This is a genomic window from Streptomyces cinnabarinus (genome assembly GCF_027270315.1).
GTDB classification, from domain to species: Bacteria; Actinomycetota; Actinomycetes; order Streptomycetales; family Streptomycetaceae; genus Streptomyces; species Streptomyces cinnabarinus.
Genome location: NZ_CP114413.1, coordinates 3,246,663 through 3,261,940 on the forward strand (window position 1 = coordinate 3,246,663; position 15,278 = coordinate 3,261,940).

Genomic DNA, 15,278 nt, shown 5'->3' on the forward strand with positions numbered 1-15,278 from the left:
CGACAAAGGGCGGAACGCGGGATTGGTGGGCTCCGTACAAAGGGGAGGGGTTATGCGCGCTGTGGCGTGATGCCGGTCACTGAGGTGAGGACGCGCAGGTCACGAAGGGGGCGTCGGAGGCTCTGTAGGTTTCCGCCAACGCTCGCCCATCGGGCGGCCGTGAGGGGTCCCGTACGCTCTGTGCCGTACCTGTCCGGATACTGGGCAGCCTCTGCGTCTGAGCGGACACGGCCCACAGACTGACGGGGTTTTTGCCCATCTCACGCATTGGACGAGCCGCGCCCATGCCCAGCACCACAGTCGAGACGCCGCCGCAGCAGGACGGTGTCACCCTCTCCCACGGCCTCAAGCAGCGCCATCTGTCGATGATCGCCCTCGGTGGTGTCATCGGCGCCGGTCTGTTCGTGGGCTCCGGCGCCGGTATCGCCGCCGCCGGGCCCTCGATCGTCGTCGCCTACGCCATATCCGGCCTCCTCGTGATGCTGGTGATGCGGATGCTCGGCGAGATGTCGGCCGCCTATCCCTCCTCCGGCTCCTTCTCGGCGCACGCCGAGCGGGCGATCGGGCCCTGGGCCGGGTTCACCGCGGGCTGGTCCTTCTGGGTCCTGCTCTGCACGGCGGTCGGCCTGGAGGGCATCGGCGCCGCGAAGATCGTCACCGGCTGGCTGCCCGGCACGCCGGAGTGGGCGTGGGTGGCGCTGTTCATGGTGGTGTTCTGCGGCGCGAACCTCGCCGCCGTGAAGAACTTCGGCGAGTTCGAGTTCTGGTTCGCAGCCCTTAAGGTCGGCGCGATCAGCCTCTTCCTGGTGCTGGGCGGACTGGCCATCTTCGGCGTCCTGCCGGGCACCGACTCCCCCGGCACCGCCAACCTGACCGACTTCCTGCCCAACGGTGGTGAGGGCCTGATCATCGGCCTGCTCGCCTCGGTCTTCGCGTACGGCGGCATGGAGACGGTGACCATCGCCGCCGCCGAGTCGGAGAACCCGGTCAAGGGCGTGGCGAGCGCGGTCCGTACCGCGATGTGGCGGATCGCGCTGTTCTACATCGGCTCGATGGCGGTCATCGTCACCCTGGTCCCCTGGGACTCCAAGGAGGTCGCCGAGAAGGGCCCGTACGTCGCGGCCCTCGACGAACTCGGCATCCCCGGCGCCGGCCAGCTGATGAACGTGGTCGTGCTGGTGGCCCTGCTGTCCGCGATGAACGCCAACATCTACGGCTCCTCGCGCATCGCCTACTCCCTGGTCCAGCGCGGCCAGGGCCCGAAGGCGCTGGGCCGGGTGACCTCCGGCGTCCCGCGGATCGCCGTCCTCGCCTCCTCGGTGTTCGGCTTCGTCTGCGTGCTGCTCAGCTACTGGCGTCCGGACGACGTCTTCCCCTGGCTGCTGAACATGATCGGCGCGGTCATCCTCGTCGTCTGGATCTTCATCGCGGTCTCCCAACTCCGCCTGCGCGCCCGCCTGGACCGCGAGGCCCCCGAGAAGCTGACGGTGCGCATGTGGGCGTTCCCGGTGCTGACGTGGGTCGCGCTGGCGGGAATGGTCGCGATCTTCGTGCTGATGGCGCGGGAGCCGGACACCCGGGTGCAGCTCTACTCGACCGGCGGGATGACGCTGTTCCTGGCGGTTGTGGGGTACGCCTGGCAGCGGGCGCGCGCCGCGCAGGGCTGACGCCCTCACCGCGCCGCGAAGCCCCCGTGCGACCCGCACGGGGGCTTTTCGCTGACTTCTTGTTGTTGCATATAGGTTGCAATAAGGTGGCAGCCCTGCCTCGTGATCGTCTTCTCACCCTTCACGCCGGCAGGCGGAATGACGGCAGCCCCCGCGAGGACGTGACTCGCGGGGGTTTCCTGGTTCCTGATGGGTTATGGGTTCTTGACGGGTTACGGCTTACGGGCCAGGCCGCCGTGCTGCCCGATCGGGGCCAGGGTCGGTTCGTACGGGCGCCACAGCGGTACCGAGACGACTCCCGGGTCGACCAGCTCCAGGCCCTCGAAGTACGCCTCGATCTCCGCCACGGGACGCAGGAAGTACGGGACGGCACCGGACTCGTTGTAGGCGTCCTGCGCCTCCTCGTAGGCGGGATCGGTGCCCCGGGAACCGTCGTTGACGGAGAGGTGACTCCCCGAGGGCAGGCCCGCGAGCAGACGGTGGACCAGGGCGCAGGCCTCGGCGTGGTCGGGCACATGGCCGAGGATGCCGCTGAGGATCAGGGCCGTGGGCCGGGTGAGGTCCAGGGTGCGGGCGGCCGCCTCGATGATCCGCTCGGGCTCGTACAGGCTCAGGTTCTCGTACGACGTCACTCCCTCGGGTGTGGAGGTGAGCAGGGCGCGGGCGTGGGTGAGGACCAAGGGGTCGTTGTCGACGTAGACGATCCTCGCCTCCGGTGCGAGGCGCTGTGCCACCTCATGGGTGTTGTCGACGGTGGGCAGGCCGGTGCCGACGTCCAGGAACTGGCGGACGCCCGCCTCCCGCACCAGGTACCGGATGGTGCGGCCGAGGAAGGCACGGCTGCCGCGGGCGATGGTGACGATGCCGGGGAAGACGGCGGTGTAGGCGTCACCGGCAGCCTCGTCCACCGGGTAGTTGTCCTTGCCGCCGAGCCAGTAGTTCCAGATGCGGGCCGAGTGGGGTACCGAGGTGTCGATCTCCGTCATGCGCCCATGGTGCTACTCGCAGGGCACGTTCAGGGACATCAGTGCGGCGGCTCCTTCGGAGTTCATCCGGACTTCGGTGATCGCCGTGTTGCGCAGGCGCGGGAGGACTCGGCGGTAGTTCTGTGCGGGGATCTTCAGCAGCGTGCACAGGACCAGGCGGAGCAGGGTGTTGTGGGCTACGACGAGGACTCGTTCGCCCTGGTGGGCGATGGCGATACGGCGTAGGGCGATGGCGCCTCGGTGTGCCGCGGAGCGCGGGTCCTCGGCGCCGGGGAAGGGGTTTGACACGGGGTCTTCCCGGAATGCCTGTGCCGCGGCCGGGTTCTCCGCCTCGAACTCGGCGAGCGTTCTTCCTTCCACTACGCCGAAGTCGCACTCTCGGAGGTCGTGGTCCTGGTGGGGGGTGAGGGCGAGTGCCGTGCAGGCGGGCTGGGCGGTGGCCACCGCTCGGGAGAGGGGAGAGGTCCAGATGGCGTCCACGGGGTGGGTGTAGATCCAGTGGGCCAGGGACTGTGCTTGGACGTGGCCGGTCTCTGTCAGGGGGACGTCGGTGATTCCCGCGTAGCGGTTTTCGGCGTGCCAGATTGTCTGGCCGTGGCGGGTGAGGAGGAGGGTGGCGGTCATGGGGGCAGTATTTCGGGTGCGGGCGCGTGGGGGCTTGTCGTGCCGCCCTACCCGAGACGCTCGCGTGCGTGTGTTGCCGCCGGCTCCGGCAGCCATCCCCTTGCCTCCAGCTCGTCCACCAGCCTGGCGTACGGCTCCATGAACCTCGCCGTCCGATCCGGGCGAGGGGTCGTCACCACCCCCGCGCGCACCATCCCCTCCGCCACATCCGCCAACGAACCCGCCACCCCTCCCGTCCCGTACGCCGCCAGCGCCGCCATCCCCAACGCCGGCTCCGGTTCCCTCGGGACGTGGGCCGCGCGGCCCAGGATGTCCGTGCGGAGTTGGTTCCAGTAGCGACTGCGGGCGGCGCCGCCCGTGAACGTGAGGGGGCCGTCCAGCGGGGCGCCCAAGTGGTGCAGGTAGTCCAGGCAGAGCCGTTCCGTGAAGGCGACGCCCTGGAGGAGAGCCGCCCACAGGTCGGCGTCGTTCTCCGGCTCCCCCAGGAGCAGCGAGGTTGCCGACGGGGCCAGGAAAGGGAATCGCTCTCCCGGTGACACCAACGGGTAGCTGATCGCCCCGGAGGGTTCGTGCGCCGCCGCCCGTGCGTCCATCGCCGCCGGGTCCGCGGCCGGGAACGCCGCCGTGAGGATGCCCGCGCCCACGCCGGAGGCGCCGCCGGGAAGCCAACCACCGTCCGGCGCACGGTGGTTGTAGACCACGCCGGTGGGGTCGCGGACCGGGGTCGGGGAGGCGCCCTTGAGGACCAGGGTGGTGCCGAGCACCGAGTTCCAGGAGCCGGGGCGCAGGGCGCCGGAGGCGATCTGGGCCGCGCAGCCGTCGGTCATCCCGGCGACGACGGGGGTGCCGGCCGGGATGCCGGTGGCCTCGGCGGCGGTCGGGGAGACCTCGCCGAGCCGGGTGCCGGGGCGGACGACTTCGGGCAGCGCACTCTCGGGCAGGTCCGGCGGGAACCGCGTGGGCCAGCTGTCCCGTTCCAGGTCGTAGCCGGTCTTCAGGGCGTGGCTGGAGTCCGCCGGGGGCGGTTCACCGGTGAGCAGGGAGACGATGACGTCCGGCTGGTGGGTGATCCGGCCGGGGCCGTATGCACGCAGGAGCCACAGGGCCTTCGGCAGTGCCCAGGTGTCCTGCACCGCCAGGCCCACCGCCCGTGCCCGGGCCGCCTCCTCGGCCGCGCGGGCGTCGTCGTACATCAGCGCGGGGCTCATCGGGCGGCCGGCGCCGTCCGTCAGGAGCACCGTGCCGGAGGTGCCGCACACCGCGAGCCCGCCGATCCGGGTCCGTGCCCGGCCCTGGAGCGCGGCACCGGCCGCCGCGCACACGCCGTCCCACCACCGCCCGGGGTCCTGCTCGTGCCGCACCCCGTCCCGGCGCCCGCCGAGCGGGGCGGAGCCGGAGCCGAGGACGGTCCCGTCGGCCTCGACCAGCAGCACCCGGACGCTCTGCGTGCCGAGGTCGATCCCGAGCCAAGCCGTCATCGAACCTCCCGGGGAACGTCCCGTCACGTGAACTTCTCACTCTGCACCGATATTTTCGCGTGCGCGAGGGATTGACGCCCAACTTCCGCCGTTCCACCCTCTGTTAGCGAGTCGACTCGCCGTGTTAACCGGGCACCAACCCCACGTGGAGGTCACGGATGGACACGCACGCGCACGACCGCCGCCGCTTTCTCGCCCTGGGCGCCGCCCTCGCCGCGGCCCCGCTGCTGCCGGCCTGCGGTGCCGGGTTCGGCGGGGACGACAAGCAGGGGGACGGCTCGGCCGCCGACGATGTCACCGGCTCCTTCGACTGGCGGCGGGAGAAGGGCACGACGGTCAAGGCGCTGCTCAACAAGCACCCGTACACCGAGGCCCTGATCGCCGACCTGAAGTCGTTCACCGAACAGACCGGGATCAAGGTCGAGTACGACGTCTTCCCCGAGGACAACTACTTCGACAAGCTCACCGTCGACCTGTCCAGCGGGCGCGCCTCCTACGACGTCTTCATGCTCGGCGCCTACATGGTGTGGCAGTACGGGCCGCCGGGGTGGCTGGAGGACCTCGGGCCCTGGATGGCCAACTCCTCGGCCACCGGAGGCGAATGGGACCAGGACGACTTCTTCCCCAATCTGCTCCAGGCCGACCAGTGGTCGCTGAGGGCCGGTGCCCCGCTCGGCCGGGGCGGGCAGTACGCGCTGCCGTGGGGCTGGGAGACGAACGTGGTCGCCTACAACCAGGACGTGTTCGAGCGGCTCGGCCTCAGGCCCGCCGAGACCTTCGACGAGCTGCGCGAGATCGCCGGCACGATCAAGCGGAAGGCGCCGGGCGCGGGCTTCGATGGCATGTACGGGATCGCCGTACGCGGCTCGCGGAGCTGGGCGACCATCCACCCCGGGTTCATGACGATGTACGCCCGGAACGGTCTGCGGGACTTCACGGTCAGCGGTGAGAAGCTCACACCCGCCATGAACACCCCCGAGGCCGTGGCCTTCACGGAGGACTGGGCCGACATGGTCAGGCGGGGCGGGCCGCCGTCCTGGACGTCGTACACCTGGTACCAGTGCTCCAGCGATCTCGGGGCGAGGAAGGCCGGGATGCTGTTCGACGCGGACACGGCCGCCTACTTCCAGGCGGTCGAGGGGGCCAGTCCCGCCTCCGGGAGGATCGCCTTCCATCCGGGGCCGAAGGGTCCGGACGGGTCGCTCGCCACCAACATGTGGATCTGGTCGCTCGGCATGAACGCCAAGAGCAGGCGCAAGAGCGCCAGTTGGCTGTTCCTGCAGTGGGCGACCGGCAAGGAGCACTTACGCAAGGGTGCGATCACGCACAACCACATCGACCCGGTGCGCAGGTCCATCGCCGAGGACGGCGCCTACAAGGACAAGATGAAGGGCCTGCCCGGCTTCATCGAGACCTTCGAGACGGTCGTCGACCAGACGAAGATCCAGTTCACTCCGCAGGCGCAGTTCTTCGACGCCACCACCAGCTGGGCCTCGGCCCTCCAGGAGATCTACGGCGGCGCCGGTGCCGAGTCGGTCCTGGACGAGCTGGCGGACGGTCTCGCCGACAAGGTCGGATGATGCGGCTCGCCCTGCGCCCGTACCTCCTGATCGTCCCCGCGCTGCTGCTGACCTGCGGGATCCTCTACCCCTTCGGACTCGGCCTCTACTACACACTGTTCGACTTCTCGGCGAGCAAACCGCAGCCGGACATGGTGCGGTGGGAGAACTACGAGACCGTGTTCACCCAGGAGGCGTTCTGGAACTCGGCATGGGTGACCGTGCTGTACGCGGTCGGGGCGGCCGCCGTGGAGACCGTGCTCGGGGTCGCCGTGGCGCTGCTGTTGCATCGGTCCTCGCTGGTCGGGCGGGTGCTGGAGAAGATCCTGATCCTGCCGCTGATGATCGCGCCGGTGATCGCGGCGATCATCTGGAAGCTGATGCTCCAGCCGTCCGTGGGGGTCATCAACCATCTGCTGGAGCCCTTCGGCCTGGGCGGGGTGCAGTGGACGGACACCCCGACCGGTGCCCTGCTGTCGTCGATCGCCGTCGACGTCTGGGTCTACACGCCGTTCGTCGCCATCCTCGCCCTCGCCGGACTGCGGTCCCTGCCCACCTCCCCGTTCGAGGCGGCGGCCGTCGACGGGGCGAGCTGGTGGTACACCTTCCGACGGCTGACGCTGCCGATGCTGTGGCCGTATGTGCTGGTCGCGGTGATCTTCCGGTTCATGGACTCGCTGAAGGTGTTCGACATCATCTATGCCCTGACCGAGGGCGGCCCCGGCGACTCGACCGTGGTGCTCCAGATCCGGGCGTACCTGGAGGCGATCCGCTTCCAGCGCTACTCCTTCGGGATCAGCTACACGATCGTGCTGTGGGCCGTGGTCTACCTCGCCGCGATGGTGCTCGTACGGCATCTGGGGCGGATCCAGCGCAAGGCCGCGGAGGTCCGATGAGGAAACGGCTGCTGGGGTGGCTCGCCGACGCGGCGCTCATTCTCTACTTCGTCTTCGCGCTCTTCCCGATCGCCTGGATGCTGATCCTCTCGCTGAAACCCACCGAGCAGCTCTTCAGCACCTACTTCTCCTTCTCCCCCACCCTCGACGGCTACCGCACGGTGCTCGGCGACAGCGAGGGCATCCCCTTCGTACGGTTCTTCGTCAACAGCCTGGTGGTGTCGGTGGGCGCGGTCGCGCTCTCCCTCGTGGTCGGGCTGCCGGCCGCGTACGCCTCGGCGCGCTGGCGGTTCAAGGGCTCGGACAACCTGATGTTCACGCTGCTGTCGTTCCGGTTCGCGCCCGAACTCACCGTGATCATCCCGCTGTTCGTGCTGTACCAGGAGCTGGGCCTGTTCGACACCTACGTCGGCATGGTGTGGGTGCTGCAGCTGGTCACCCTGCCGCTGATCGTGTGGATCATGCGCTCGTACTTCGCGGATCTCACCCCGGAGCTGGAGCAGGCCGCGCTGCTCGACGGCTACACCCGTAAGCAGGCCTTCTTCAAGGTGGCGCTGCCGCTGGTGAAGCCGGGCATCGCGGCGGTGTCGCTGCTGGCGTTCATCTTCGCCTGGAACAACTTCGTCTTCCCGCTGATCCTCACCTCCAGCGAGGCCCAGACGGTGACCGTGGGCGCGCTGTCCTTCCTCGGCGGCGACCGTCCCAAGTACAACCTGACGGCCGCGGCGGCGCTGGTCTCCGTCGTACCGCCGCTGCTGCTGGCGCTGCTGATCCAGCGGTATCTGGTGCGCGGGCTGTCCTTCGGGGCGGTGAAGTCGTGATCGTGTTGACGGGGATCCGTAAGGCGTACGGCCGGGTCACTGCCCTGGACGGGCTCGAACTCGACGTACGGGAAGGGGAGTTCTTCTGTCTGCTCGGGCCGTCCGGCGCGGGCAAGACGACCACGCTGAAGACCGTCGCCGGTCTGGAGCCGCCGGATGCCGGGACCGTCGAGATCGCGGGGCGGGACATGCGGGACGTCGAGCCCTACGACCGGGGCGTGGCCATGTGCTTCGAGAGCTACGCCCTCTACCCGCACCGCTCCGTGTACGACAACCTCGCCTCGCCGCTGCGCTCGCCCCGCCACCGGCTGCCCGCCGCCGAGGCCCGGGAGACGATCGGCTCGGTCGCCGAACTGCTCGGGATCAGCGGGCTGCTGGAGCGGCCGGTCGGCCAGTTGTCCAACGGTCAGCGCCAGCGCGTCGCGCTCGGCCGGGTGCTGGTGAGGCCCGCCCGCGCCTTCCTCCTCGACGAGCCCCTGTCTCATCTGGACGCCAAGCTGCGCCAGCGGATGCGGGCCGAGCTGAAGGCGATCGGGGCGGTGCGGCGGACGACCACGCTGTACGTCACCCATGACTCGGTGGAGGCGCTGGCGCTGGGCGACCGGATCGGGGTGATCCGGGGCGGGCGGATCGTGCAGACGGGGACCCGGGAGGAGATCTGGTACCGGCCGCACGACACGGAGGTGGCGCGGGCGTTCGGGCGGCCCCGGATCAATCTGCTGCCGGGCACGGTCACCGAGGACGGCTTCCGGTCCGCCGACGGCGAGGTCGAACTGCCCGTACGGGCCAAGGCCGGTACCGAGGTCCTGGTCGGTGTCCGGCCCCGGGACCTCACCCTGGGCGGCGGCCCCGGTCACGAACTCACCGGCACGGTCTACGTCACCGAGCCGATCGGCCGTACCGTCGAGGTCACGGTCCGGATCGGCGAGCAGCACCTCTCCCTGGTGGCCCCGCGCGCGGACGCCGCGGGACTGCGTCCCGACGATCCGGTACGGGTCACCGTCCGGCCTGAGAACCTGCTGCTGTTCGAGGCCGACCGGCCGGAGCGCCCAGGACGAAGGATCGTGCCATGACCAACGCAACTCAGGGGCCAGCGGCCCGTCAGGCCGCCATGGCGGAGCGGGTCCTGGCGGACGGCTCGGCGACCGCGGCGGAGCTCGCCGAGCGGTTCGGGGTGAGCCTGATGACCATCCACCGGGACCTGGACGAACTCGAACGGCAGGGCATCGTACGGAAGTTCCGCGGCGGGGTGACCGCGCAGCCGTCCGGGGTGTTCGAGTCGAACGTGCAGTACCGGCTGAAGAGCATGCGCGCGGAGAAGGCCGCCGTCGCCGACCGGGCGGTGAAGCTGATCGAGCCCGGGATGGCGATCATGCTGGACGACTCCACCTCCACCCTGGAGATAGCGCGCCGGCTGCGGCTCGGCGAGGTCAGCCCGCTGACCGTGGTCACCAACTTCCTGGAGGCGATCAACCTCCTGGCCGACCAGCGCGGCATCCATCTGATGGCGCTCGGCGGCGACTACGACCCGCTGCACTCCTCCTTCCTCGGGGTGTCCTGCGTCGAGGCGGTGGAGCAGCTCCGGGTGGACGTCTGCTTCGCGTCGACGTCGGCCGTGCACCGCGGCTACGCCTACCACCAGGAGCAGCACATCGTGTCGGTGAAGCGGGCGATGCTCGACGCGGCGGCCCGGAACGTGCTGCTGATCGACCACACCAAGCTCGGCCGGACCGCCCTGCACCGGGTGGTGCCGCTGTCCCGCTTCGATCTGCTCCTGATCGACGACGGGGCACCGGCCGAGGCGCTGCGGGACCTGGACGAGCACAAGGTGCCCTACGAGGTCTGCGTCATGAGGGGCGGTGGCGGCGATGACCGAGCTGGTCCTTCGTGAGCTGCGCAAGACCTACCGTTCGCGGGGGCGGCCCCCGGTGGAGGCGGTGCGCGGGATCGATGTCGCGCTGCGCTCCGGGGAGTTGCTGGGGCTGCTCGGGCCGTCCGGGTGCGGCAAGTCCACGACGCTGCGGATGATCGCCGGTCTGGAGCCGGTGACCGGCGGGGACATCCTGGTGGGCGGCGCCTCGGTGCTCGAACTGCCCGCCCAGCGGCGCAACATCGGGGTCGCCTTCGAGAACTACGCGCTCTATCCGCCGCTGACCGTCGCGGAGAACCTCGCCTTCGGACTGCGCGCCCGGGGCCGCCGCAAGGATGTCGCCACCAAGGTCGCCGAGATCGCCGAGCGCGTCGGTCTCACCGGGCTGCTGGACGCCCGTCCGGCGGGTCTGTCCAGCGGCCATAAGCAGCGGGTCGCGCTGGCGAGGGCGCTGATCCGGGAGCCGGACGTCCTCCTCCTCGACGAACCGCTGTCCCATCTGGACGCGGCCCAGCGCGACACCACCCGCCGTGAACTCAAGCGCATCCAAAGGGACTTGGGCCATACGACGATCCTGGTCACGCACGACCAGGAGGAGGCCCTCTCGCTCGCCGACCGGATCGCCGTGATGCGGGACGGCGTGATCCAGCAGCTCGGCACCCCGTACGAGATCTACGACAGTCCCGCCAACCGCTTCGTCGCGGACTTCGTCGGCGAACCCGCGATCAACCTGCTCCCCGGCTCCCTGAGCGGCCCGCTGCGCGTGCGGGTCCCGCCCGGCCACGAGGTGACCGTCGGCATCCGCCCCGAGGACCTGGAACTCTCCGGCCAGGACGGTCTGCCCGCCCGGGTCGTCGCCCACGAGCCGCTGCTGGAGGCGGGGATCGCCACGGTCGCCCTGGACGGCGTCGACCAGCCCCTCGTCGTCCTCACCGGCCCCGAAGCGCGCCTCGCCCATGGCGAACGGGTCCATGTGCGCGCGGACACCGCTCGCATCCATGTCTTCGACGCCAGGACGGGAGACGCCCTGCGATGAACTCCACCTCCGACAAGCGTGTGCGGGTCGTGGCCGCCGGGGACCACTTCGTCCTGCCCCGGCTGATCACCGATGCCATACGGCATGAAACGGCCGCTGATGTTAGGGAGTTGACGCTCGGCTGGCCGCTGGAGCCGTTCGGGCCGGTGGCCGAGGTGGCGGAGGCCAGCGATGCCGAGGACGCGCTGATCGAGGCGCTCGCCGACGACCGCGAGGTGCTGGTCACCCAGATGGGCCCGGTCACCGCACGCGTCCTGGCCGCCTGCCCCGCGCTGCGCCTTGTCGTCGTCTGCCGGGGCGGCCCGGTCAATGTGAACCTGGACGCGGCCAAGTCCCATGACGTGCGAGTCTGTTACGCGCCCGGCCGGAACGCCGCCGCCACCGCCGAGTTCACCGTCGGCCTGCTGCTGGCCGCCCTGCGCCGTATCCCGCAGTCCCATGAACCGCTGGCCCGCCGGGGCAGCTGGGCGGGCGCCGCCTACTACACGTACGAGCACAGTGGTCTGGAGCTGGAGGACCTGCCCGTCGGGCTCGTCGGCTACGGCGCGGTCGGCAGCCGGGTCGCCCGGGTGCTGTGCGCCTTCGGGGCCCGGGTGATGGTCCACGACCCCTATGTGCACGGCGAGATCCACGGACTGCGGCTCGGCTCCCTGGACGAACTCCTGCGCCGCTCCCGGGTGATCACCCTGCACGCCCGGCTCACCGCCGAGACCCGCGGCCTGATCGGCGCCCGGGAGCTGGCGCTGCTGCCGCCCGGCGCGGTCGTGGTGAACGCGGCACGCGGCCCGCTGCTCGACGAGGACGCGCTGTGCGCGGCGCTGGAGCGCGGACACCTGTCGGCGGCGGCGCTCGACACCTTCGTAACGGAGCCGCTGCCGCCCGGCTCCCGCCTGCGCGCGCTCGCCGACCGGGTGGTGCTGACCCCGCATCTCGGCGGGGCGAGCCGCGCGGTGGCGGAGAAGGCGGCGACCATCGCGGCGGCGGAGGTGGGCCGCTGGGCGCGCCGGGAGCCGCTGGCGCACTGTCTGACCTGAGGATGCCCGAGGAGCCCGAGGAACCTTTGGAGGCCGGCATGTACATCGGCATCGATGTGGGCACGTCCCTGGTGAAGGCCGCCGCGTTCGACGGCACCGGACGGGAACTCGGCGTCGCGTCCCGGCCGTTGACGCTCACCCCGCACGGCGGGGTGGTCGAGCAGGACATGGCGGAGGTGTACGGGGCGGTCGTCGCCGTCCTCAGCGAGATCACCGCGCGGGTGCCGGAGCCGGTGGAGCTGGCCGGGCTCACCGGACAGGGCGACGGGGTGTGGCTGGTGGACGCCGAGGGGCGCCCGGTGCGGCCCGCGGCGTCCTGGATGGACGGCCGGGCGAACGAACTCGTCGACCAGTGGCTCGCGGACGGCACCTTCGAGGCCGTGTTCCGGCGCACCGGCGGTGCCATGTTCCCGGGCTGTCCGGGACCGCTGCTGGCCTGGCTGGACAGCCACGAGCCGAAGTCCCTGGACGCCGCGGCGACCGCGCTGTACTGCAAGGACATGGTGTTCCACCGGCTGACGGGGGCGCCGGTGACGACGGAGGTGTCGGACGCCTCGATGCCGTTCCTCGACCCGGTGTCGCGGACGTACGACAACCGGGTGGTGGAGCTGCTGGGGCTGACCCACCGGCGGGGGCTGCTGGCGCCGGTGAGCGATCCGGCGGCGACCGCGGTGACCCTCGGCGAGGGGCTGCCCGCGGGGACGCGGATCGCGAACGGGCCCTACGACCTGCCGGCCTGCGCGCTCGGCGCGGGGGTCACCGCCGACGGGGACGGGCTGCTGATCGTCGGCACCTGTCTGGCGGCGCTGGTGGGGACGGCCGAGGTGGATCTGGCCGGGGAGCCGGCGGGCCTGTACATCTGCACCGACCGGCCGGGGCACTGGCTGCGCGCCATGCCCGCGATGGTCGGCACGGCCGCCCTGGACTGGGTGCTGTCGACGACCGGGGTCACCCATGAGGAGGTCGACACGCTGCTGGCCGGGACCCCGCCGGGCGCGCACGGGGTGCGGGTGCTGCCGTACTTCGCGCCGTCCGGGGAGCGGGCGCCCTTCGTGGAGCCGCGGCTGCGCGCCGAACTCACCGGTGTCTGCCTGGAGTCGACCCCCGCCGACCTGGTCCGCGCCACCTGCGAGGGCATCGGCTACGCGGCCCGGCACTGTCTGGAGGCGGCGGGGCTGACCGGCACGCTCGCGGTGTGCGGGGGCGGCACCCGCAGCCCCGCCTGGACGCAGTTGCTCGCGGACGTCCTCGGCCGGCCGCTCCGGGTGGTCGAGGGCGAGGTGGGCGCCCGGGGCGCGGTGCTCGCGGCGGCGGAGCGGCACGGGGTCGCGCTGGACGCACGGGAGTGGACCCGGCCGACGGCCGTGGTGGAGCCGGACGCGGGGCGGGCCGCGTACTACGAGCGGGGGTACGCGGAGCACTTGGCGCGGCTGGCTGCGGCGCGGGAGCGGGTAAGGGACTGAGGTGTCCGAAGTGCCGTAGAAAGAAAGGGAGTTGGAATGCCAGCGCACATGAGACGCCGGTCCCTGCTGCTCGCCGCCGCGGTGACTCCGGTGGCAGCCGCTGCCGTACCCGCCGAAGCCGCCGCCCGAGGTGGGCCGTTGGTCATCGGACACCGGGGTGCGGCGGGCTGGCGGCCGGAGCACACGGCCGCCTCCTACGCCTACGCCGTCCAGACCGGCGCCGACTGGATCGAACCCGACCTCGTGCCGACGAAGGACCACGTCCTGGTGGTCCGGCACGAGAACGAGATCTCGGGAACCACGGACGTGGCCGCGCACCCGGAGTTCGCGGACCGCCGCACGACGAAGACGGTGGACGGGAGGTCGGTGACCGGCTGGTTCACGGAGGACTTCACCCTCGCCGAGCTGAAGACCCTGCGGGCGGTGGAACGGCTGCCGCAGATCCGCAACCGCAACACCGTCTTCGACGGACGCGAGGAGATCCTCACCTTCCAGGAGGTGGTGGACCTGGCGAGACGGCTCTCCCGCGCCCACGGCCGGACGGTCGCCGTCTTCCCGGAGACCAAGCACCCGACCTACTTCCGCTCGATCGGCCTGCCCCTGGAACCGAGGCTGGCCGCCGCGATTCGCCGTAACCGCCTCGGCCCGCGCGAATGCGTCGTGCAGTCCTTCGAGCCGACGAGCCTGAAGCGCATGACGGGTCCGGGCGTGCCGCTGTGGCAGGCGCTGGGCACCACGGGCGGGCCGTACGACCTGGTCTCGGCCGGGGACCCGACGACGTACCGGGACATGATGACGCCCGCGGGGCTCGCCGGGATCGCCGAGTACGCGGACTGGATCGGGCCGGACAAGGCGTCGGTCGTGGCGCCGGACACGGGCGCCCCCTCGGCACTGCTGGGGGACGCCCATGCCGCCGGGCTCAAGGTCGGTCCGTACACCTTCCGCGCCGAGAACCAGTACCTGCCGGCGGGACTGCGGCGCGGCACGACGGGCACCGACTTCGGTGACGCGTTCGCGGAGTACGCGCTGCACTACCGGCTAGGTGTGGACGCGGTGGTGACGGACTTCCCCGATCTGGCCCATCTGGCCCGGATCGCGGTGTAGAGGTCGCTTTACAGGTCGGCTACAGGTTGCTGAAGTCGGGGCCCTTGGTGCGGGTGCGCTTGATCTCGTAGAAGCCGGGGACCGAGGCCACGGCGAGGGTGCCGTCCCAGAGGCGGGCGGCCTCCTCGCCCTTCGGGGCCGGGGTGACGACCGGGCCGAAGAAGGCGATCTGCTCGCCGTCGTCGCCGGGGACCGCGATCACCGGGGTGCCGACGTCCTGGCCGACCTTGTCTATGCCCTCCTTGTGGGAGGCGCGCAGCTCTGCGTCGAACTCGAAGTCCTTCTGGTCGAAGTACTCGATCAGGTCGGCGGGCAGGCCGACATCGGCCAGGGCGCCGACGACGGCGTCCCGGCTCGGGCCCTGGCCCTCGTTGTGGATGCGGGTGCCGAGCGCCGTGTACAGCGGGCCGAGGATGTCGGAGCCGTGCTTCTGCCAGGCCGCCGTCACCACCCGGATCGGCTGCCATGCCTTGGTCTCCAGCAGCTCGCGGTACTCCTCGGGCAGCTCGTCGATCTTCGGCTCGTTCAGCACGGCCAGGCTCATGATGTGCCAGCGGACCTCGATGTCGCGGACCTTCTCCACTTCCAGCACCCAGCGGGAGGTCATCCAGGCCCAGGGGCACAGCGGATCGAACCAGAAGTCGACGGGGGTCTTCGCGGACGTCGTCGCGGTCTCGGACATGGCTCTCCTAAGGCAGCGGTCTTTGACTGCCGCAACACCCACCACCACCTCCCCATTC

At 70.9% G+C, this 15,278-nt stretch carries 14 protein-coding genes; 10 read left to right on the forward strand and 4 right to left on the reverse strand.

Annotation, left to right across the window (positions count from 1 at the left end; genetic code table 11):
• Window positions 1–284: 284 nt before the first annotated feature.
• A complete protein-coding gene (locus STRCI_RS14595) occupies window positions 285–1,667 on the forward strand; it encodes an amino acid permease (RefSeq protein ID WP_269659363.1) in 1,383 nt (460 codons plus the stop codon).
• 212 nt (window positions 1,668–1,879) lie between these two features.
• On the opposite strand, the gene STRCI_RS14600 is transcribed toward STRCI_RS14595, so the two are convergent.
• The 3 genes from STRCI_RS14600 to STRCI_RS14610 are packed head-to-tail and all read right to left on the reverse strand — an operon-like array spanning window position 1,880 to window position 4,755.
• Window positions 1,880–2,653 (reverse strand): SAM-dependent methyltransferase, encoded by a 774-nt coding sequence (locus tag STRCI_RS14600; protein ID WP_269659364.1) that lies wholly within the window; start codon window positions 2,651–2,653, stop codon window positions 1,880–1,882.
• 12 nt (window positions 2,654–2,665) lie between these two features.
• A complete protein-coding gene (locus tag STRCI_RS14605) occupies window positions 2,666–3,277 on the reverse strand; it encodes a histidine phosphatase family protein (RefSeq protein WP_269659365.1) in 612 nt (203 codons plus the stop codon).
• Between the two features lie 47 nt (window positions 3,278–3,324).
• The gene (locus tag STRCI_RS14610) at window positions 3,325–4,755 is read right to left on the reverse strand and encodes an FGGY-family carbohydrate kinase (protein WP_269659366.1); all 1,431 of its coding nucleotides are present in this window, start codon (window positions 4,753–4,755) and stop codon (window positions 3,325–3,327) included.
• A 158-nt stretch (window positions 4,756–4,913) separates the two neighbouring features.
• Here STRCI_RS14610 and STRCI_RS14615 point away from each other — a divergent pair, with 158 nt between their 5' ends.
• From STRCI_RS14615 to STRCI_RS14655, 9 genes are read left to right on the forward strand one after another with little or no spacing between them, the layout of a single operon-like run.
• Window positions 4,914–6,335: an ABC transporter substrate-binding protein gene (locus STRCI_RS14615; RefSeq protein ID WP_269659367.1), complete on the forward strand. Its 1,422-nt coding sequence runs from the start codon at window positions 4,914–4,916 to the stop codon at window positions 6,333–6,335.
• On the forward strand, window positions 6,335–7,210 hold the full coding sequence (locus tag STRCI_RS14620; protein WP_269659368.1) for a carbohydrate ABC transporter permease: 876 nt from the start codon (window positions 6,335–6,337) through the stop codon (window positions 7,208–7,210). The genes STRCI_RS14615 and STRCI_RS14620 overlap by 1 nt, the downstream gene beginning before the upstream one ends.
• Window positions 7,207–8,031 carry a carbohydrate ABC transporter permease gene (locus tag STRCI_RS14625; protein WP_269659369.1) on the forward strand — a complete coding sequence of 275 codons (825 nt, stop codon included), beginning with the start codon at window positions 7,207–7,209 and terminating at the stop codon, window positions 8,029–8,031. Before STRCI_RS14620 ends, STRCI_RS14625 begins: the two co-directional genes overlap by 4 nt.
• On the forward strand, window positions 8,028–9,104 hold the full coding sequence (locus STRCI_RS14630; RefSeq protein WP_269659370.1) for an ABC transporter ATP-binding protein: 1,077 nt from the start codon (window positions 8,028–8,030) through the stop codon (window positions 9,102–9,104). The genes STRCI_RS14625 and STRCI_RS14630 overlap by 4 nt, the downstream gene beginning before the upstream one ends.
• Window positions 9,101–9,922, forward strand: coding sequence for a DeoR/GlpR family DNA-binding transcription regulator (locus STRCI_RS14635; protein ID WP_269659371.1), 822 nt, complete (start codon window positions 9,101–9,103; stop codon window positions 9,920–9,922). The genes STRCI_RS14630 and STRCI_RS14635 overlap by 4 nt, the downstream gene beginning before the upstream one ends.
• Complete coding sequence (locus STRCI_RS14640) at window positions 9,900–10,937, forward strand: ABC transporter ATP-binding protein (protein WP_269659372.1); 1,038 nt, start codon at window positions 9,900–9,902, stop codon at window positions 10,935–10,937. Before STRCI_RS14635 ends, STRCI_RS14640 begins: the two co-directional genes overlap by 23 nt.
• On the forward strand, window positions 10,934–11,971 hold the full coding sequence (locus STRCI_RS14645; protein ID WP_269659373.1) for a 2-hydroxyacid dehydrogenase: 1,038 nt from the start codon (window positions 10,934–10,936) through the stop codon (window positions 11,969–11,971). Before STRCI_RS14640 ends, STRCI_RS14645 begins: the two co-directional genes overlap by 4 nt.
• 38 nt (window positions 11,972–12,009) lie before the next feature.
• Window positions 12,010–13,434: an FGGY-family carbohydrate kinase gene (locus STRCI_RS14650; RefSeq protein ID WP_269659374.1), complete on the forward strand. Its 1,425-nt coding sequence runs from the start codon at window positions 12,010–12,012 to the stop codon at window positions 13,432–13,434.
• A 36-nt stretch (window positions 13,435–13,470) separates the two neighbouring features.
• Entirely contained in the window at window positions 13,471–14,538 is a 1,068-nt protein-coding gene (locus STRCI_RS14655) for a glycerophosphodiester phosphodiesterase family protein (RefSeq protein WP_269659375.1), read from the forward strand.
• Window positions 14,539–14,557: 19 nt separating this feature from the next.
• Here STRCI_RS14655 and STRCI_RS14660 read toward each other — a convergent pair whose 3' ends face one another.
• On the reverse strand, window positions 14,558–15,220 hold the full coding sequence (locus tag STRCI_RS14660) for a mycothiol-dependent nitroreductase Rv2466c family protein (RefSeq protein WP_015660368.1): 663 nt from the start codon (window positions 15,218–15,220) through the stop codon (window positions 14,558–14,560).
• Between the last annotated feature and the right edge of the window lie 58 nt (window positions 15,221–15,278).